16 protein-coding genes are annotated in these 20176 nt (G+C 55.0%); 7 read left to right on the plus strand and 9 right to left on the minus strand.

Going from position 1 to position 20176, the window contains the following annotated elements:
* Positions 1–60: 60 nt before the first annotated feature.
* Positions 61–1131, plus strand: coding sequence for a LacI family DNA-binding transcriptional regulator (locus tag ACOTZP_RS07685; protein WP_271074459.1), 1071 nt, complete (start codon positions 61–63; stop codon positions 1129–1131).
* A gap of 103 nt (positions 1132–1234) precedes the next feature.
* Positions 1235–4324: a beta-galactosidase gene (locus tag ACOTZP_RS07690; protein WP_421633681.1), complete on the plus strand. Its 3090-nt coding sequence runs from the start codon at positions 1235–1237 to the stop codon at positions 4322–4324.
* 51 nt (positions 4325–4375) lie between these two features.
* Here ACOTZP_RS07690 and ACOTZP_RS07695 read toward each other — a convergent pair whose 3' ends face one another.
* Positions 4376–5935 carry an EAL domain-containing protein gene (locus ACOTZP_RS07695; protein WP_058676947.1) on the minus strand — a complete coding sequence of 520 codons (1560 nt, stop codon included), beginning with the start codon at positions 5933–5935 and terminating at the stop codon, positions 4376–4378.
* Between the two features lie 213 nt (positions 5936–6148).
* Here ACOTZP_RS07695 and ACOTZP_RS07700 point away from each other — a divergent pair, with 213 nt between their 5' ends.
* Both ACOTZP_RS07700 and ykgO read left to right on the plus strand, forming a co-directional pair.
* Positions 6149–6409, plus strand: coding sequence for a type B 50S ribosomal protein L31 (locus ACOTZP_RS07700; protein WP_015571255.1), 261 nt, complete (start codon positions 6149–6151; stop codon positions 6407–6409).
* Between the two features lie 2 nt (positions 6410–6411).
* On the plus strand, positions 6412–6552 hold the full coding sequence (ykgO, locus tag ACOTZP_RS07705) for a type B 50S ribosomal protein L36 (protein ID WP_003859006.1): 141 nt from the start codon (positions 6412–6414) through the stop codon (positions 6550–6552).
* On the opposite strand, the gene ACOTZP_RS07710 is transcribed toward ykgO, so the two are convergent.
* A complete protein-coding gene (locus tag ACOTZP_RS07710) occupies positions 6549–7259 on the minus strand; it encodes a GNAT family N-acetyltransferase (RefSeq protein WP_271074461.1) in 711 nt (236 codons plus the stop codon). The two genes, ykgO and ACOTZP_RS07710, sit on opposite strands and share 4 nt — an antisense overlap.
* Before the next feature lie 102 nt (positions 7260–7361).
* Between ACOTZP_RS07710 and ACOTZP_RS07715 the strand changes: the two genes are divergently transcribed.
* On the plus strand, positions 7362–8822 hold the full coding sequence (locus ACOTZP_RS07715) for a PLP-dependent aminotransferase family protein (protein ID WP_023299463.1): 1461 nt from the start codon (positions 7362–7364) through the stop codon (positions 8820–8822).
* Here the strand turns inward: ACOTZP_RS07715 and ACOTZP_RS07720 are convergent.
* The 6 genes from ACOTZP_RS07720 to acrA form a co-directional block, all read right to left on the minus strand.
* Positions 8794–9261 (minus strand): YlaC family protein, encoded by a 468-nt coding sequence (locus tag ACOTZP_RS07720; RefSeq protein WP_022647269.1) that lies wholly within the window; start codon positions 9259–9261, stop codon positions 8794–8796. The genes ACOTZP_RS07715 and ACOTZP_RS07720 overlap by 29 nt on opposite strands.
* Positions 9262–9377: 116 nt before the next feature.
* Positions 9378–9929 carry a maltose O-acetyltransferase gene (gene maa / locus ACOTZP_RS07725; protein WP_023305596.1) on the minus strand — a complete coding sequence of 184 codons (552 nt, stop codon included), beginning with the start codon at positions 9927–9929 and terminating at the stop codon, positions 9378–9380.
* 235 nt (positions 9930–10164) lie between these two features.
* Positions 10165–10383 (minus strand): HHA domain-containing protein, encoded by a 219-nt coding sequence (locus tag ACOTZP_RS07730; RefSeq protein ID WP_015571250.1) that lies wholly within the window; start codon positions 10381–10383, stop codon positions 10165–10167.
* Between the two features lie 28 nt (positions 10384–10411).
* Positions 10412–10786: an Hha toxicity modulator TomB gene (gene tomB, locus ACOTZP_RS07735; protein WP_006809850.1), complete on the minus strand. Its 375-nt coding sequence runs from the start codon at positions 10784–10786 to the stop codon at positions 10412–10414.
* Positions 10787–11295: 509 nt separating this feature from the next.
* A complete protein-coding gene (gene acrB, locus ACOTZP_RS07740) occupies positions 11296–14442 on the minus strand; it encodes a multidrug efflux RND transporter permease subunit AcrB (protein WP_023299464.1) in 3147 nt (1048 codons plus the stop codon).
* 22 nt (positions 14443–14464) lie between these two features.
* Positions 14465–15658 carry a multidrug efflux RND transporter periplasmic adaptor subunit AcrA gene (acrA, locus tag ACOTZP_RS07745; protein ID WP_022647272.1) on the minus strand — a complete coding sequence of 398 codons (1194 nt, stop codon included), beginning with the start codon at positions 15656–15658 and terminating at the stop codon, positions 14465–14467.
* Between the two features lie 141 nt (positions 15659–15799).
* On the opposite strand from acrA, the gene acrR reads away from it, so the two are divergent.
* Positions 15800–16453 (plus strand): multidrug efflux transporter transcriptional repressor AcrR, encoded by a 654-nt coding sequence (acrR, locus tag ACOTZP_RS07750; RefSeq protein WP_032624732.1) that lies wholly within the window; start codon positions 15800–15802, stop codon positions 16451–16453.
* Between the two features lie 113 nt (positions 16454–16566).
* Entirely contained in the window at positions 16567–19944 is a 3378-nt protein-coding gene (gene mscK, locus ACOTZP_RS07755; protein ID WP_271074463.1) for a mechanosensitive channel MscK, read from the plus strand.
* Between the two features lie 33 nt (positions 19945–19977).
* Here mscK and rsmS read toward each other — a convergent pair whose 3' ends face one another.
* Positions 19978–20172, minus strand: coding sequence for a pleiotropic regulatory protein RsmS (gene rsmS / locus ACOTZP_RS07760; RefSeq protein ID WP_022647275.1), 195 nt, complete (start codon positions 20170–20172; stop codon positions 19978–19980).
* Between the last annotated feature and the right edge of the window lie 4 nt (positions 20173–20176).

Raw genomic sequence — 20176 nt, forward strand, 5'->3', positions numbered from 1 at the left:
ACAGGCTATAATGGCGTAACTGTGTCAGAATAGTGACTACCTTTTACGACGCCAGAATCTATGAAAGCGATCACTCTTTATGACGTTGCCCGCGTAGCGGGCGTTTCTTATCAGACCGTTTCCCGGGTGATTAACGACGCGGAACACGTTTCTGCCAGTACGCGGGAAAAGGTCCGACAGGCCATGGCGGCGCTACACTATGTACCTAACCGTGGCGCGCAGCAGCTGGCCGGAAAACGCACCCGCACGCTGGGGCTGATGACCAGCGATCTGGCGCTGCATGCGCCGTCGCAAATCGCCTCAGCTGTAAAATCCCGGGCAGTGGAGCAGGGGGCTGGCGTGCTCATCTCTATGGTGGAGCAGCCCGCGCAGTGTCAGGCTGCTTTGCAGGAGTTACTGGCGCAGCGCGTGGAGGCGCTGCTGGTGAACGTTCCGCTGGAAGATGCTCAGGCAGAAATGCTTCTGGAAATGGCCTCGCCGACCCCGGTTCTTTTTCTTGATGTTTCCCCCACAGCTCGGGTTAACAGCCTCGTTTTCAATGCTGAACAGGGCGCTGGCCTGGGGGCGGAGCATCTGCTTTCGCTGGGGCACCGGCGAATTGCGCTGCTCGCCGGGCCGGAAAGTTCTGTCTCTGCCCGGGCTCGCCTGGCGGGATGGAAAACTACGCTGGCTCAGGCTGGCGTGGAGGCGTTTGCGGTGGCGCAGGGCGACTGGAGCGCGGCTTCAGGCTACGAGAAAGGGCATCAGCTCCTGGCGGGCGCGCAGCTGCCGGAGGCGATCCTTGTGGCGAACGATCAGATGGCGCTTGGCGTTTTACGCGCCTGTGCGGAAAAAGGCGTTGCGGTACCGGGGCAGATCTCGGTTGTTGGGTTTGATGATACGGCTGACAGCGCGTGGTTTTCCCCTCCGCTGACCACCGTTCGGCAGGCGTTCCGCGAGGCCGGTGAACGCAGCGTGGAGTGGCTCCTGGCAACTGCCCGTCACGCCGAACCCTGGCAACAACAACTTCCTGTTACGTTGATCGTTCGTCATTCCACCGCGCCGCGCGCCGTACAACAGGCCGATCGTGAAGAGCTGGCGCAACAGCTAAGAACGCTGGCGCTGCTGGCGGAGAAACTGGCGCGCAGCTAGCACTTTTGTGATCGTGCTCGCCTGGTGACGATCAAAGTCTTTACCGCCACCGTTTACCAGGGCATGTTGACTAAAATTGTGAGCGCTTCGTAAAGAGGTTGATATGTCTTCCACATTGCCGCTGACCCTCAGCGCAATTCTGGCTCGTCGTGACTGGGAAAACCCGGGCGTGACGCAGTGGAATCGTCTGGCCGCACACGCGCCTTTTCATAGCTGGCGCGATGAAACCCTCGCCCGGGAGGATAAGCCTTCGCTGAGCGAGCGTCTGCTTAACGGCATCTGGCGATTCAGCTTTTTCCCGGCACCAGAGCAAGTGCCCGAGGCATGGGTAACGGACGATCTGTCTGATGCCGTTGAGATGCCCGTGCCGTCGAACTGGCAGATGGAGGGATTCGATACCCCCATCTACACCAACGTCACCTATCCGATAAATGTGAACCCGCCCTATGTACCGGCTGAAAACCCAACCGGTTGTTACTCGCTCACATTTGAGATGGATGATGCCTGGCTGCTCAGCGGGCAAACCCGCATTATCTTTGATGGGGTGAATTCAGCTTTTCATCTGTGGTGTAACGGCCAGTGGATGGGCTATTCCCAGGACAGCCGTCTGCCTGCGGAGTTCGACCTCAGCGCGGTGCTGCGACCGGGGCAGAACCGCCTGGCGGTGATGGTGTTACGCTGGTGCGACGGAAGCTACCTGGAAGATCAGGACATGTGGCGGATGAGCGGCATTTTCCGTGACGTCTCGCTGCTGCACAAGCCGGAAACGCAGATTGCCGATTATCAGATCGTGACCGATCTGAATGCCGAATGCGATCGGGCGCTGCTCCGGGTTGACGTTGCGCTGGAAGGCTTACGCTATGCCGAATGCGAGGTGGCGTTTACCCTGTGGCGTAACGGCGAAGCCTGCGCGCAAATCACGCAACAGCCCGGATCGGCCATCGTGGACGAACGCGGCAGTTGGGCGGAGCGGCTCACGGTGGCGATACCCGTGAACAATCCCGCGCTGTGGAGCGCTGAAACACCGGAACGCTATCGTTTGACCATGTCGCTTCGGGATGTGCAGGGCAACATGCTGGAGACTGAAGCCTGCGATGTCGGTTTCAGACGCGTCGAAATCAGCAACGGCCTGCTGAAGCTTAACGGCAAACCGCTGCTGATCCGCGGCGTGAACCGTCATGAACATCATCCTGAGAAGGGGCAGGTGATGGATGAGGCGACCATGCGCCTCGACATCCAACTGATGAAGCAGCATAACTTCAATGCCGTGCGCTGCTCGCATTATCCGAATCACCCTCTGTGGTACACGCTTTGCGATCGCTACGGCCTGTACGTGGTCGATGAGGCGAATATTGAAACCCATGGCATGGTGCCGATGAGCCGCCTGGCGGACGATCCGCGCTGGCTGCCTGCCATGAGCGAACGCGTAACGCGTATGGTGCAGCGGGACCGGAATCATCCGTCCATCATCATCTGGTCCCTGGGGAATGAGTCCGGGCATGGGGCGAATCACGATGCGCTGTACCGCTGGCTGAAAACCACCGATCCCACGCGGCCGGTGCAGTACGAAGGCGGGGGGGCCAGTACGGCGGCAACCGATATTATTTGCCCGATGTATGCCCGCGTCGATCAGGATCAGCCGTTCCCGGCGGTGCCAAAGTGGTCGATTAAAAAATGGATTGGTATGCCGGACGAAACCCGTCCGCTGATCCTGTGCGAGTATGCCCACGCGATGGGTAACAGCTTTGGCGGCTTTGCCAGCTACTGGCAGGCATTCCGCAGCCATCCCCGGTTGCAGGGCGGCTTTGTCTGGGACTGGGTCGATCAGGCACTGACGAAAAAAGCGGAAGACGGCACGGCATTCTGGGCCTACGGCGGCGATTTTGGCGATAAGCCCAACGATCGTCAGTTCTGCCTCAACGGGCTGGTGTTTCCCGATCGCACCCCGCATCCCGCCCTTTACGAGGCACAGCGTGCCCAGCAGTTCTTTACCTTTACGCTGGTGAGCACCGCTCCGCTGGTCGTCGATATCCAGAGCGATTATCTGTTCCGTCATACTGACAACGAGAGTCTGCTATGGTCGGTGGCGCGTGACGGTGCGGTGTTGGCTTCCGGCGAAATAACCCTTTCTGTTGCGCCCCAGGGAACACAGCGCGTTGAGATCCCGCAGACTGAATTCGGCGCTGAACCGTGCGAGGTCTGGCTCAACGTGGAGATCGTTCAGCCGCAGGCCACGCCGTGGTCGCCGTCCGGCCACCGTTGTGCCTGGGATCAGTGGCCGCTCCCGGCTCCGCTGTACCTTACGCCACCGAAAGCAGACGGAACCCCACCACAGTTAACGGTGCAGGAAGAGGTGCTGGACATCACTCATCAGCAGCAGCGCTGGCAGTTTAGCCGTCTCACCGGCAACCTGACCCAGTGGTGGAACGCGGGCGCTGAAACGCTCCGTTCCCCGCTAACGGATAACTTTACCCGCGCGCCGCTGGATAATGACATTGGCGTCAGCGAGGCGACCCGCATCGATCCGAACGCGTGGGTGGAACGCTGGAAAGCGGCAGGGATGTATGAGATATCCTCGCGCCTTATCCAGTGTGAAGCGGAACAGCATGCCCGTGAGGTGGTGGTGACCACGCAGCACGTCTGGGAGCATCAGGGTAAAGCGCTGTTTATCAGCTACAAGGTCTGGCGGATTGATGACCACGGGTTACTGCACGGTGATGTGCAGGTGACGGTGGCGTCTGACATTCCTGAGCCCGCTCGCGTGGGCCTGAGCGTTATGCTGGCGGATATCCCGCAAACGGTGCGCTGGCTGGGGCTGGGCCCGCTGGAGAATTATCCGGACAGAAAACTGGCGGCGCAGCAGGGGCGCTGGGCGTTACCGCTGGACGCCATGCAGACGCCGTATATCTTCCCGACGGAGAACGGTTTACGCTGCGACACCCGTGAGCTGACGTTTGGCTCACATCACTTCCAGGGACAGTTCCATTTCTCCCTGAGCCGTTACAGCCAGCAGCAACTGCATACGACAACGCATCAGCACTTGCTGCGGGAAGAGGCTGGCTGCTGGTTGAATCTTGATGCCTTCCACATGGGCGTGGGGGGGGACGACTCATGGAGCCCGAGCGTAGCTCCCGCCTTCATTCTGCAAAACCGTCGGCTGCGCTACACGTTTTGCTGGCAGCAGAACGGCTGAGCCGATACGTGCGGCCACTGCCGTGGCCGCACGTAACACCGCGTAATGGGTTTATTTCCTGAGGTTGTGCTCGGCCCAGCGAATGAAATCTTCTTTAGGCAGCGCCTTGCTGAAATACCAGCCCTGTCCGTACTGCACGCCGTGGCGATGCAACCATTCGAGCTGCCCTTCAGTTTCAATGCCTTCTGCGACCATCGCCAGCTTAAGCGATTTGGCCATTTCGATGATGTGGGGAGTCACGTTCTTATACTCCAGCGCGTCCACAAAGGATTTATCAATCTTCAGGGTATCGACATCAAGATCCTGCAAATAGCTCAGGCTGGAGTAACCCGTACCAAAATCATCAATGTAGATGGCATGCCCGGAGCGCCGAAACGCAGCGATGGCAGGGGCGCTGACGGCAGGATCGGCAAAGCCGCGCTCGGTCAATTCAAGGGCGATCTGGCGCGGGTGGACGCCCCATTTGTTGAGCAATTGACTCAGCAGGCGAGGCAGCTCGGGGGACGTTAAATCGGCTGGCGAAAGGTTGACAGAAATGTGCAGTTCCGGGTGATGATGCAGCCAGGCACCTAAATCCTCAAACACCTTATTCACCACCAGCTGTGTCAGCGTTGAAATAAGCCCCGTCTGCTCCGCCAGGGGAACAAAGAGATTAGGCGACAGGTCACTGCCATCTGGCTGCGGCCAGCGCATCAGCGCTTCTGCACCCACCAGTTTTCCACTGCATAGCGCCACAATGGGCTGATAGTGAACCTCGATCTCCCGGTTGTTGATCGCGTCGATCAGCCGGTTACGCGGGGAAAGCAAACGGCGGAGGATGCGAAGCACAATAAGGGCTGCAACCAGGCTTATCAGTATGCCTGCCGGTAGCCAGATGATCAGCTGCTGATGCCAGGATGCCGCGAGCGGTTTTAACGATGCCCAGGCAATAACCGTAAGCCCCAGTTCTGGCACCGGTTTCAACACGTACATCGAGCCGTTGTATTGCACGCGCTTAACGTCCTGCTGCTCCTTAACGACAGAAAGAATATACGGGTCGAGAATATTGCTTCTGGCAAATATCCGATGGGTTTCGCTTCCCACCAGGGCGGCATCCATCGAAATGTCACCGAACGGGACAACATCCACAAGCGACTCCGGATCGACCATTACCAGATAATGTCCTTTCCCCAGAACGGCCATATAACGGTGAATGCCGAGGTCGTTTTGCGAGGTGAGCCACGCGCTATATCCGTCTGCGGTGATCCGCATCGGGGGCGGTAAGATCGCCGTATTACTGGATTGTTCCAGAGAGGAGCAGAGCGGCTTCAGGTTATCGATATACATCACTTCCTGAATATAGCGCCATGAGAACGCGACACGACGCATTTCGCGTAAGTGCGGAGGAGTGCAGGGCGGGGCGTTGAACAACTGTAGGTGCGTGAGCGCCTGTTTTGCCTGCGCAACGACTCTGTCGGTACGGATCAGGGCGCGCGAGGCATATCTGTCCAGTGCATCCACAAATTTCGCCTCTGCCTGACGATGCGCCAGCCAGATACTGAGGCACACAGGGACCAGCACAGAGAAGATCAGTACGCCTGTCACCAGGCTGACCAGATGTCGGGTTCGCATGCTGCTGTATCCTTTCCATATGCCCGACCAGGGCATGGAGTTTGCGCGCCAGATGAAAAATTTTTTATCGCTAAATGATATAGTTATAGCATGTAACAGTCTCTCGCAGTATTTGAAAACCTTTCAAAAACAGGCTGTGCGTCACAGGGGTTGTTTTTGCAGCAAAGCTCAGATAGTATTTTGTTATGTTATAACAATACATGAAGGCCAGAGATGAAACCGAATATCCATCCAACCTATCGCACCGTTGTGTTTCACGACACCACGGCTAATGAATATTTTAAAGTTGGCTCAACGATTAAGACAGACCGTGAAATTGAACTTGAGGGGAAAACGTATCCCTACGTTACTCTTGATGTCTCCTCTAAATCACATCCGTTTTATACCGGGAAGCAGAAGACCTTCTCGACGGATGGCAGCGCGGCACGCTTCCGCAAGCGTTTTGGTGGCTTTCTTGATGCGAAGCGAGGCTAATCATGCAGGTGCTTAACTCATTGCGCAGTGCAAAACAGCGTCACCCGGATTGCCAGATAGTCAAACGCAAGGGACGCTTATACGTGATTTGCAAATCTAACCCGCGCTTTAAGGCGGTGCAGGGGCGTAAAAAAAGACGCTAGACGCGCGTTTCTCGCCAGCTTTCCAGGGATCTTTTCTGTTTGCCATCGACGGTAAAATTGTCGGTGGCAAGCCAGCTTTCAAACGCGCTCGCCAGCGCTGACCACTCTTTGTCGAGAATTGAAAACCAGTCGGTGTCCCGGTTTCGGCCTTTAATGACCAGCGCCTGGCGAAAACGCCCTTCAAACTGAAACCCAAGACGCAGGGCCGCTTTGCGGGAGGGTTCGTTCAGGCTGTTGCACTTCCATTCATAACGTCGGTAGCCCAGGGTATCGAACACGTACCGCATCAGCAGATACTGCGCTTCTGTCGACATGGGCGTGCGGCTTAACAGTGACGAGAAGTGAACATGTCCCACTTCTACAACGCCGTTTTTAGGATCGATCCGCATAAGGGACAGCGTCCCGACAGGAGATTGGGTCTGGTTATCGATAACGCTAAAGTGGATGGGATCGGATAATTTGCTCACGCTCGCCACCCATTCGGCAAACTCCTCTGCGGTGGCATCGGGTTCACGCAGCAGCCACGTCCAGCTTCGGGTATCTCCGGCCAGGGAATACGCAGAGAACAACGCGTGGGCATGCTCCACGCGCAGCGGCTCAAGCCGACAATAGCGACCCTGAAGTACCACCCGGGACGGGGGCGGGCGAGGCTGCCAGTCGGCAAGGCTTTCCCCTACAGGTTGTCCAAACTCATTGAATATACTCATCTTTATTACCACGATGTTGAAAAGATCTCCAGATTAGTGAATTACTGGTTCCTTAAAAAGAACCACCAGGCTATGTTTTGCTGGTACCACGAGGAGGTAAAGATGAATATACCGGGTGATGAGCTATACACCCTGCTCCATGCTGCGCTGAAAAAACGTGGGGAAGAAACGCTCCAGCGCGCGCTCTACCTTGCTTTGCGGGAGGCCATACTGTGCGGAAGGCTTCGGTCCGGCAGTCATTTGCCCGGCTCGCGAACGCTGGCGCAGCAGATCTCGGTGTCCCGAAACACCGTTAATGCGGCGCTGGACCAGCTCACGCTCGAAGGTTATTTGCTGCGTAGCCGCCAGGGTACGCGGGTGGGGCAATTCGCTCATCGTACGATTGCCCGGACATTACCGGACCCGGACGTCAGGCTGACAAAACGTGTTGCCCTGCTGCCCGCGCCTGTGCCGCGCGACACTCCGGTGATGGCATTTACGCCAGGAACGCCTGCCATCAACTATTTCCCCTTGCCGCTGTGGCGGCGGTTATACGATCGCGTCCTGCGCGAGGAGGGGAGCGCCCTGTTAGGGTATGGCGACCCGGCCGGCGAGCCGACGCTACGGGCCGCCATTGCCCGCCATCTTGCGCTCTCCCGCGGCATTGACTGCGATGCCAGCCAGATTGTGATAACCGAAGGGGCACTGGAGGGCGTCAATCTGTGCACGATGCTGTTAAGCGAGCCGGGGGATGTCGCCTGGGTTGAAAATCCCGGCTATAGCGGTGCTAAAAGCGCTTTCGTCAAAACCGGCCTGGCGATGAGCGGCATACCGGTTGATGACGAGGGGATGTGCTGGGAAGGGTTGTGTGCGCCTTCACCCACGCTGATTTTTACCTCGCCATCGCATCAGTTCCCTTACGGAAGCGTGCTCAGCGCGCGGCGGCGTCTGGCGCTGCTGGAACTGGCCCGGCAGCACAGCGCGTGGATCATTGAGGACGATTACGACAGCGAATTCCGTTATGCCGGTGAGCCAGTACCGGCGATGCTGGGAATGGTCAACAATGCGCCCGTTGTGTATCTGGGGACGTTCAGCAAAACGCTGTTTCCGTCGCTCAGAATGGGGTTCATGGTATTACCGCCAGCGCTGGCGAAGGCGGCGCGTCCGGCCATCGGCTCGCTGCTGCGCGGCGGGCATCGCGCTGAACAGCGCACCCTGGCGCTATTTATTGAGGAAGGCCACTATGCGCGACATCTTGCCGCCATGCGCCGACTTTATCGTAAGCGATACCGCCAGCTGCGGGAGGTGCTAAGCGCAGAGCTTCATACGCCGCACCGTGTTCTTGCCGGAGAAGGAGGGATGCACCTGGCGCTGGCAATTGACGGTATCGACGACCAGCGGCTGGTGGAGCAGGCAAGAGCGTTTCAGCTGGCACCCGCTGCACTGAGCGGGTACTACCTTGAGACGACGCAGGGGCAAACCGGTCTGGTTTTAGGTTACGGCAATACCTCTGCTTCGCAGTTTGCGCCGGGTATTCGACGTCTTCAGGCGCTCATTACACAGCAGCGGGGCGGGAAAGGGTAAAGACATCATAAAAAGAGAGCTGGCCCTTGGTGATGACCATTTTCTGCAACTTCTCTTTTTGCCCGGCTTCAACAGCCGGCGAGTGCAGGATGCTGTCGATCAGCTCCTTCGGCACGTAACGCGTGTTGTACCACTCCCCGTTGTAGCAGACGCGGAAATCGAGTACGTCGATATCTTCATACCGGTAACGCGGATTGACGTCGAAAAAGAAAAACGCGTTAAACACCACGAACAGCACAACCAGCAGCCAGACGGAATCGACCAGCGTTTCAGACTTCAGCATGACGATAAGCGTTGCCAGCCAGGCGGCGTACATGGCGACGAACAATCCGGGATGTTTGCGAATAAAGCTGATGCTAAAGCGCGGACGATTGTCGCGCTTTTCGCGGGTATTGAGCTCGTCGATGGTGGCGGTAAGCAGGCGCTGTATCTCTGTCATTTTTTGCCTTTATGATTGTTAAAAATACAGGTGATCTGCCTATTTTATGAGAGGGGTTTATGCGATGAAAGTAACAGTTATGCCAGGAAAAAGCATAACAGTTACTCAGGATGCGCTTAGATCATTTTAATGATTTTCGCCGGATTCCCGCCCACTACCGCATTGGCCGGCACGTCTTTGGTCACTACCGCGCCGGAAGCGATAACCGCATTATCGCCAATGGTCACGCCCGGATTAATCACCGCGCGTCCGCCGATCCAGACGTTATGGCCTATGGTGACCGATTTACCGTACTCCAGCCCGCTGTTACGTTCGGTCGCGTCCAGAGGATGCGTGGCCGTATAAATGTGCACCCCCGGTGCGAGCATACAGTTATCGCCAATGCGGATAGGGCAGACGTCCAGCATGACGCAGTCGAAGTTGGCGTAAAAATTGTTGCCCAGATAGATGTTATAGCCGTAGTCGCAGCGGAAACTCGGCTCAATATAAGCGCCTTCGCTTTGACCCAGCAGGTCAGATAATAAGGCGCGACGTTCGGCCTTCTCATCGGGTGCGGTATGGTTATAGCGGTGAACAATATGACGAGCGCGTAAACGGTCAGCCCTCAGCGTGTCATCGCCGGGGCGATAATATTCACCGGCAATCATCTTCTGTTTTTCTTCACTCATGGGAACCTCTCTGGAATCGTTTTACGTAGCGTAAAGAGGATTAGCCAGAAAGGGAACGTTCCCTAAAAGTGGCTGTGACGGGAGTCACAACATTCTTGCGTATAAATACGTTTTATACGGGGACCTGGCGTTTGCACTTGAAGCGTAATACGAAAGGTAAATTCAGCTTAACAACGGGCGTAGTGCCTTAAAGTCTCTCTTCAGGGCGTAGTGCCTTAAAGTCTCTCTTCAACGACTAACGAACAAATTTCCATACCGAAGAGGGGATCTTGTCATAGAGTTTATTCATGGTCAGTTCAGCAAGACGATGGTCGGCAGCTGAATAAAATACCGCCAGTTCATTATCAGACAGCTCGTATTTATTTTTCTCAATAACTCGTTCGAGCGTGTCAATTGACTGACAGCGTCGCAGGCGCATCAAATAATCGACTTTAGTTAATGGTTTATCAGACATAAAATTCACCTTAGTATTTGTAATAATTTTAACAGGAAAGACTAACCGGATTAGCTCTGCTGACATTCGTGAAGCAGCGAAATAGACGGTTTCCTGATTTACGCCATTTCTGCAAATCCTGTGCGTTAATGCCGTAGCTGCTGAACAACATAAAGGTGTCGTCCAGGTATTCATCAATTTGCTCTATCAACTTATTATCTTCATTGTACTTAATTTTATAATTAAGTGCGAAGGTTGCGATATGCTCGATCAGCTCATTAAGCTGTAAATTGATAGCAGACGTTGGATCGTTCACCCAGCCATGGTTACTTTCTTCAAGATTGGCAAGGCAGTCATGGTACAAGGATTCGCAGAGAAATTTCAACTGCGCGATATCATGCCTTTTTGGCGAGTACTCGTCCATAGCGCATCCCCTTCTGAGTGATTTTTTACTCACCGAACATCATGTCGGGATGGATACAACTTGCTTAGCCACACGGGAGCTGTGTTCCTGATAACTCTAACTATAAGCCACTCTGATCAGGATTTCACCGCGCTATTACGAAAAATTACAATTAAAACGTTTCCTTGCGAGCGCTTACGCAAATGTGACCTCTGACGCGAACACTTTTATCGAGAGAAACCCTTTTTTTAATCCGTTCCTTAAGATTCATTGAGTTAGCGCAATGTTTCATTTGAAGTCCGGATTCAGATGTCTTCGGCATTTACGATGATTTAGGATTTGTCCGAATATTTTAGGCGATGAATTGATATTAAAAGAATGCTGAATTCTACGATTAGCTTATCGGATTATTATGATAAGTCTTATCAGGACGGGTGAAAATAAATAAAACGACAATAAGACTATTTTATGAATTTTTCTGAAAATGAAAAAGGCCGCAAATGCGGCCTTTTTATCATGTGAAACCGGTATCAGTGATGTTCTACCGAATGATTGTGCTCCACATCTTCATTTTTGCGGCTAAAGCGGCGACGTACCACCACGAAGAACACCGGTACAAAGAAGATGGCGAGAACGGTCGCAGTGACCATACCACCCATTACACCGGTACCTACCGCGTTCTGTGCGCCGGAGCCTGCGCCTGAGCTGATAACCAGCGGCATAACGCCGAGGATAAACGCCAGGGACGTCATCAGGATTGGACGCAGACGCATACGAACGGCTTCAAGCGTTGCTTCAATCAGGCCTTTACCTTCTTTCTCCATCAGATCTTTGGCGAATTCGACGATAAGTATCGCGTTCTTCGCCGACAAGCCAATGGTTGTCAGCAGGCCCACCTGGAAGTAAACGTCGTTAGTCAGCCCTCGGAAGGTTGCGGCAAGCAGCGCACCGATAACCCCCAGCGGAACCACGAGCATAACGGAGAACGGAATCGACCAGCTCTCATACAATGCCGCCAGACACAGGAACACCACAATCAGTGAAATGGCGTACAGGGCAGGGGCCTGGTTACCGGACAGACGTTCCTGATAGGACATACCGGTCCAGTCGTAGCCAATACCCGCAGGCAGTTTGCTGGCCAACTCTTCCATCAGGTTCATGGCTTCACCGGTGCTTCGGCCCGGCGCCGCCTGACCGAGGATCTCCATCGATGGCAAGCCGTTATAACGCTCCAGACGCGGCGAACCGTATTCCCAGCGCGAAGTTGAGAAGGCGGAGAACGGCACCATCTGGCCATCACTGCCGCGAACGTACCAGTTGTTGATATCGTTCGGCAGCATACGGTATTGCGCTTCGGACATGACGTACACTTTCTTCACGCGACCACGGTCGATGAAGTCGTTGACGTAGCTGCCACCCCAGGCTGCACCCAGCGTGGTATTGATGTCACTGATGGACACACCCAGCGCCTGTGCTTTTTCCTGGTCGATATCGATCTTGTACTGCGGCGTATCTTCCAGACCGTTAGGACGCACGCCCACCAGCAGGTCAGGGTGTTTAGCCACCTCGCCAAATAGCTGGTTACGCGCCTGAGTCAGTTTTTCGTGGCCCAGACCGCCCTGGTCAATCAGCTGGAAGTCGAAGCCGGTCGCCGTACCCAGTTCAACAATCGCTGGCAGGTTAAAGGCGAAGACCATCGCATCTTTAATCTGTGAGAAGGTACCCATGGCCCGGTTGGTAATGGCTTCAACTTTGTTCTCATCACCCGGACGTTCGGACCAGTCTTTCAGAGAAACGAAGGCAATACCGGTGTTCTGACCACGACCCGCGAAGCCAAAGCCGTTAACCGCAAACACGGATTCGACGTTGTCTTTCTCTTTGGTCAGGAAGTAGTCGGTCATCTCATCCAGCACTTTTTGCGTACGTTCTTGCGTCGCACCCGCCGGAAGCTGAGCCATGCTCAGGAACACGCCCTGGTCTTCATCTGGCAGGAACGAGCTTGGCAGACGAACAAACAGGAAAGCCATGCCCACCACGATGATGATATAGAGCAGCAGATAACGACCGGTGCTGCGCAGGATGTTCCCCACGCTGTCGGTGTAGTGATGCGTACTCTTATCAAACATGCGGTTAAACCAGCCGAAGAACCCTTTGTGCTCGCCGTGGCCACCTTTCTTAATCGGCTTCAGCATGGTCGCACACAGGGCTGGCGTCAGGATCAGGGCTACCAGCACCGACAGCGCCATCGCGGAAACGATGGTAATAGAGAACTGACGGTAAATCGCACCGGTTGAACCCCCGAAGAAGGCCATCGGGATAAATACCGCAGACAGAACCATCGCGATACCGACCAGCGCGCCCTGGATCTGGCCCATTGATTTACGGGTTGCTTCCTTCGGCGGCAGGCCTTCTTCCGCCATCACACGCTCAACGTTTTCGACCACTACGATGGCGTCATCCACCAGCAGGCCGATGGCGAGCACCATCCCGAACATCGTCAGGGTGTTTATCGAATAGCCAAATATCGCCAGAACCGCGAAGGTGCCGAGCAGTACAACCGGCACGGCGATGGTTGGGATCAGCGTTGCGCGGAAGTTTTGCAGGAACAGGTACATTACCAGGAAGACGAGGATGATCGCCTCAACCAGGGTTTTTACCACTTCGTGAATCGAAATTTTAACGAACGGCGTGGTGTCATACGGGTAAACAATTTTCAGACCTGACGGGAAGAAAGGTTCCATCTTCTTCAGTTCTGCACGGATAGCCGTCGCGGTGTCCAGGGCGTTCGCCCCAGTCGCCAGTTTGATACCTAAACCGGAAGCCGGTTTACCGTTGAACTTCGCAATAACGTCGTAGTTCTCGCCACCCAGCTCCACTTTCGCCACGTCACGCAGGCGAACCTGCGAACCGTCCTGATTCACCTTCAGCAGAATTTTACTGAACTCATCCGCCGAGGTCAGACGCGTTTGCGCGATGATAGACGCGTTAAGCTGCTGGCCTTTCACCGGCGGCGTGCCGCCTAACTGACCGGCTGCAACCTGGGCGTTTTGCGCTTTAATTGCGCTGATCACGTCAACCGGGGTCAGCTGGAAGTTGTTCAGCTTATTCGGATCCATCCAGATACGCATCGCGTACTGTGAACCGAACAGCTGAACGTCACCCACACCAGACGTACGGCTGATGGCGTCCTTCATGTTGGCGCCCACATAGTCGGAAATATCTTCCTGCGTCATGGTGCCATCGGTGTTAATCACGCCGACAACCATCAGGAAGCTACTGGACGATTTCTCGACGCTCACACCCTGTTGTTGCACTTCCTGCGGCAGCAGGGGCATCGCCAGCTGCAGTTTGTTCTGCACCTGAACCTGCGCAATGTCCGCATCCGTACCGGATTCAAAGGTCAGGGTAATCTGAACTGTACCGGTTGAGTCACTGTTTGAGGACATGTACATCAGGTTATCGATACCGTTCATGTTCTGTTCGATAACCTGCGTAACGGTGTCCTGCACCGTTTTGGCATCAGCGCCCGGGTAGGTTGCGGAGATCGTCACTGCCGGCGGCGCAATCGTTGGATATTGCGCAACAGGCAGCTTAAGGATCGCAAGTCCCCCGGCCAGCATGATGATAATGGCGATCACCCACGCAAATATGGGGCGATCGATAAAGAAATTAGGCATGTCTTAACGGCTCCTGTTTAAGTTAAGACTTGGTTTGTTCTGACTGGCCAGCGGCCGATGCTTGTTGTTTGTCGTCAGATTTCACTTCCTGAGCTTTGACCTGCGCGCCAGGACGAACTTTTTGCAAACCAGTAATAATCACGCGATCGCCATCTTTCAGACCTTCCGTTACCAGCCACTTGTCGCCAATCGCCTGCGTTGCAGTGATATTGCGTGTTTCGACTTTGTTATCGGCACCCACAACCAGCGCGCTCGCATCGCCGCGTGGCGTACGGGTCACACCTTGCTGCGGAACCAGAATGGCGCTTGGGTTAGTCCCTTCTTCAAGACGGGCGCGTACGAACATACCCGGCAGCAGGGTTTTATCCGGATTCGGGAAAATAGCCCGGATGGTGATAGAGCCGGTGGTCTGATCGACGGTCACATCAGAAAATTCCAGTGTGCCTGTCTGTGAGAACTTGATACCGTCGTTGGTAACCAGTTCAACTTTGGCTTTACCGTTTTCCTGTTTCAGTTGTCCGCTGGCAAGCTCCTGTTTGAGACGCAGGAAATCGTTGCTGGACTGTGTAACGTCAACGTAGATCGGGTCAAGCTGCTGCACGGTGGCCAGCGCGTTGGTTTGACCGTTCTGCACCAGCGCACCTTCGGTGACGGCTGATTTACCAATACGACCGCTGATAGGGGAGGTCACTTTGGTGTAGGCGAGGTTAATACGCGCGGTTTCTACCGCCGCTTTCGCCGCCACAACGGCTGCATTGGCTTGCTGTGCATCGGCCAGGGCAGAATCGTAATCCTGTTGACTGATGTACTGCGTGCCGAGCAGTTTCTTGTAACGATTCAACGTCAGTTGCGAAATTTTGGCTGCCGCTTCTGCTTTCGCCAGATCGCCTTTAGCGCTCTCATAAGACGCCTGATAGGTTGCTGGATCAATCTGATAAAGAGACTCACCTGCTTTCACATCACCGCCTTCGGTGAAGTTACGTTTCAGGATGATACCGCTCACCTGCGGACGTACTTCTGCAATGCGATAGGCGCTGGTGCGGCCCGGTAGTTCTGTTGTCATCTGGAGAGGTTCGGATTTGAGCGTCACGACGCCAACTTCTGGCACCTGCTGAGCTCCTTGTTGAGCCTCTTTGTCGTCACATCCTGTAAGCGCTAAGCTGCCTGAGAGCATCAGAACGACCGCCAGAGGCGTTAACCCTCTGTTTTTGTTCATATGTAAACCTCGAGTGTCCGATTTCAAATTGATCAAGGGTCCTGAGTCTAAAAACCCATTGCTGCGTTTATATTATCGTCATGCTATGGTACATACATTCATAAATGTATGTAAATCTGACTCCTGTAAATTCATCAACGTATGGCACGAAAAACCAAACAACAAGCGCTGGAAACCCGACAACACATTCTGGATGTGGCAATGCGTTTGTTCTCACAGCAGGGTGTTTCGGCAACCTCGCTGGCGCAGATTGCTCAGGCCGCGGGCGTCACGCGGGGAGCGATTTACTGGCATTTTAAAGACAAGTCAGATCTGTTTGGTGAAATCTGGGAGCTTTCAGAGTCCAGCATCAGCGATCTTGAGAGTGAGTATCGGGCAAAATTCCCTCACGATCCACTCTCAGTATTAAGAGAAATATTAGTATATATCCTTGAAGCGACTGTTGTGGAAGAACGCCGACGTCTGATGATGGAAATCATCTTCCATAAATGTGAGTTTGTTGGCGAAATGGCGGTGGTTCAGCAGGCGCAGCGCGACCTGTGTCTGGAAAGCTACGATCGCATCGAGCAAGTTCTTAAGGAATGTATGCAGGCCGACATGCTTCCCGCTACGCTGTTAACGCGCCGGGCGGCGATCCTGATGCGCAGCTATATTTCCGGCCTGATGGAAAACTGGCTTTTCGCCCCGCAGTCGTTCGATCTGAAATCAGAGGCGCGCAGCTACGTCGCGATTTTCCTGGAGATGTGCCAGCTTTGCCCGACCCTCCGCAGCGAGGGAGCGCCGCTTACTGCCTGAATCTTTCCAGGAAATGTCTTAGAGGATTACCTTCCCGCTATTCTGCTTTAGCCCGGCGTGATATTCTTCACGCCCGACTATTTTCGGTCATTTCTCAGATCACATTCACGACTATGCTGCACACCTATCGCTCGACACATTCTGTTCTGGCCGTTTTTTTGATCCTGCTGTTTTTCTTTGCAGCCGCACCGCATTCCTGGGCCCGTGCAGACAACGGCAGTGACGTCCCGACGCGTGCCGAGGTTCAGTCGCAACTCGACACCCTGAATAAACAAAAAGATCTCTCCGCCCAGGAAAAGCTCGTTCAGCAGGACCTGACGGAAACCCTGGATACGCTGGATAAGATCGATCGCATCAAAGCCGAAACGACCCAGCTGCGGCAGAAGGTCGCTCAGGCGCCGGAGAACATGCGTAAAGCAACGGAGGCCCTGAACGCGCTTAGCGACGTTGATAACGACGATGAAACCCGAAAAACGCTTGCCACGCTTTCGTTGCGCCAGCTTGAGTCGCGCGTGGCGCAGCTGCTGGACGATCTGCAAACGGCGCAGTCCGATCTCTCGACCTATAACAGCCAGCTGGTTTCGCTGCAAACCCAGCCTGAGCGCGTGCAGAACGCCATGTATTCTGCATCGCAACAGCTACAGCAGATACGTAACCGTCTGAATGGCATTACCGTGGGGGAAGGGGCGCTTCGACCGACCCAGCAAACGCTGCTGAACATCCAGCAGACGCTGCTGAACGCGGAGATTGAACAGCAGCGTAAGAGTCTGGAAGGCAACACGGTGTTGCAGGATGCGCTGCAAAAACAGCGTGACTACGTGAACGCGAATATCAACCGGCTCGAGCATCAGCTTCAGCTGTTGCAGGAGGCGGTGAACAGCAAGCGCCTGACGCTGACCGAAAAAACGGCGCAGGAAGCGGTCTCGCCAGACGAAACGGCGCGTATCCAGGCCAATCCGCTGGTGAAGCAGGAGCTGGAAATTAACCATCAGCTGAGCGAGCGCCTGATTCAGGCGACTGAAAGCGGCAGCGCGCTGGTGCAGCAGAATATTAAAGTCAAAAACTGGCTGGATCGCGCTTTGCAGGCTGAGCGCAATGTCAAAGAGCAGATTGCCGTCCTGAAGGGAAGCCTGCTGCTGTCGCGCATTCTTTACCAGCAGCAGCAGACGCTGCCGTCCGCCGACGAGCTGGAAGACATGACCAACCGCATTGCTGATTTGCGTCTTGAACAGTTTGACGTTAACCAGCAGCGCGATGCCCTGTTCCAGAGCGATACGTTTGTTGCCAAAGTGGAAGAAGGCCATTCAAGTGAAGTAAACGGTGAAGTTCACGACGCGCTGTTGCAGGTTGTGGATATGCGCCGCGAACTGCTCGATCAGCTTAATAAGCAGCTGGGCAACCAGCTGATGATGGCGATTAACCTGCAAATCAACCAGCAGCAGCTGGTGAGCGTGTCTAAAAGCCTCCAGGAGATCCTGACCCAGCAGATTTTCTGGGTGAACAGCAACAAACCCATGGACTGGGACTGGTTTAAATCTTTCCCTGAAACGCTGAAATCCCAGATCAAAAGCATGAAAATTACCGTGAACTGGGAGAAAGCCTGGCCTGCGGTAATGATTGCCTTCCTTGCGGGTCTGCCTTTGCTGCTCATCGCCGGAGTAATACGCTGGCGTTTGAAATGGCTGAAGCAGTACCAGGCGAAGCTGGCCTCGGAAGTGGGGCAACTGCGTAACGACAGCCAGCTGCACACACCGAAAGCGATCCTGATCGATCTGATCCGTGCTCTGCCGGTCTGCCTGCTGATCCTCGCCGTCGGCCTGATCCTGTTGACCATGCAGCTCAATATCAGCGACCTGCTGTGGGCGTTCAGCAAAAAGCTGGCGCTGTTCTGGCTGGTGTTTGGTCTGTGCTGGAAAGTGCTGGAAAAAGACGGCGTCGCGGTCCGACACTTCAACATGCCGGAGAAACTCACCAGCCACTGGCGTCGCCAGATTGAACGTATCAGCCTCGCGCTGTTGCCGCTGCACTTCTGGTCCGTTGTGGCCGAGCTTTCGCCGCTGCATCTGATGGATGACGTGCTGGGACAGCTGGTAATTATGCTGAACCTGCTGCTGATAGCCGTCCTGATGTGGCCGATGTGCCGCGACAGCTGGCGTGATAAAGAGTCCCACAATCTTCGTCTGGTTACCGTAACGGTGCTGGCGATCATTCCGCTGGCGCTGATGGTGCTGACGGCAACGGGTTACTTCTATACCACGCTTCGTCTGTCAGGCCGCTGGATTGAAACCGTGTATCTGGTGATCCTGTGGAACCTGCTGTTCCAGACCGTGCTGCGCGGTTTGAGCGTGGCGGCGCGCCGCATTGCGTATCGTCGCGCTGTTGCCCGTCGACAGCATCAGGTTAAAGAGGGGGCTGAAGGGGCTGAGCCGCAGGAAGAGCCGACCATTGCCCTGGAGCAGGTCAACCAGCAAACGATGCGTATTACCATGCTGGTGATGATTGCGCTGTTTGCGGTGATGTTCTGGGCCATCTGGTCTGATTTAATTACCGTCTTCGCCTACCTCGACAGTATCACCCTCTGGCAATACAACGGTACCGAAGCGGGCGCTGCGGTAATGAAAAGCGTCACCATGGGCAGCCTGCTCTTTGCGCTGGTGTCGTCGGTGGTGGCCTGGGCGTTGATCCGCAACCTGCCTGGTCTGCTGGAAGTGCTGGTGCTCTCAAGGCTGAACCTGCGTCAGGGGGCGTCGTATGCCATTACCACCATCCTGAACTACGTCATTATTATTGTCGGGGCGATGACGGTATTCGGCTCGCTGGGCGTCTCGTGGGATAAACTCCAGTGGCTGGCGGCGGCGCTGTCGGTAGGTCTGGGCTTCGGCTTGCAGGAGATCTTCGGTAACTTTGTTTCTGGCCTGATAATCCTGTTCGAACGTCCGGTGCGTATCGGCGATACCGTCACCATCGGCACCTTCTCCGGGACCGTCAGCAAGATCCGTATTCGTGCGACCACCATCACTGACTTCGATCGTAAAGAGGTGATCATCCCGAACAAAGCCTTCGTGACCGAGCGACTGATCAACTGGTCGCTTTCGGATACTACGACGCGCGTGGTGGTCCGACTCGGGGTGGCCTATGGTTCAGATCTGGATAAAGTGAAAGAGGTCCTGCTGGAAGCCGCGAAATCACATCCTAAAGTGATGCACGATCCTGCGCCTGACGTGTTCTTCACCACCTTCGGGCCAAGCACGCTGGATCATGAGCTGCGCCTGTACGTACGCGAACTACGCGATCGCAGCTACACTGTCGATGAGCTGAACCGCACCATTGACCGTCTGTGCCGTGAAAACAACATTAATATCGCCTTCAACCAGCTTGAAGTTCACCTGCGTAACGAGAAAGGTGACGAACATACGGAAGTGAAGCGCGAGATTAAGGGTGACGAAAACTCCGCCCCTCACCCTGCCCTCTCCCCAGAGGGGAGAGGGTAAAAAGCGAATCAGGGCAGATCTTTCAAACCGCACCTAACGGTCCCCTCTCCCTCCAGGGAGAGGGCTAGGGTGAGGGTGAGGGCAACCGGCCTTCACCTTTCCCTCAAAATCCCGCCGCACAATCTCCAGCGCTTTCAGCACCGTCTCCGCCGGGATCTCGTGATTCTCCAGCAGCATAATTAAATCGACGGCCAGCTTGACCTCGTCGGGGGCATTTTCCAGTGACATTAGT

Source organism: Enterobacter cloacae complex sp. SYL001, assembly GCF_049237025.1.
GTDB lineage: Bacteria > Pseudomonadota > Gammaproteobacteria > Enterobacterales > Enterobacteriaceae > Enterobacter > Enterobacter intestinihominis.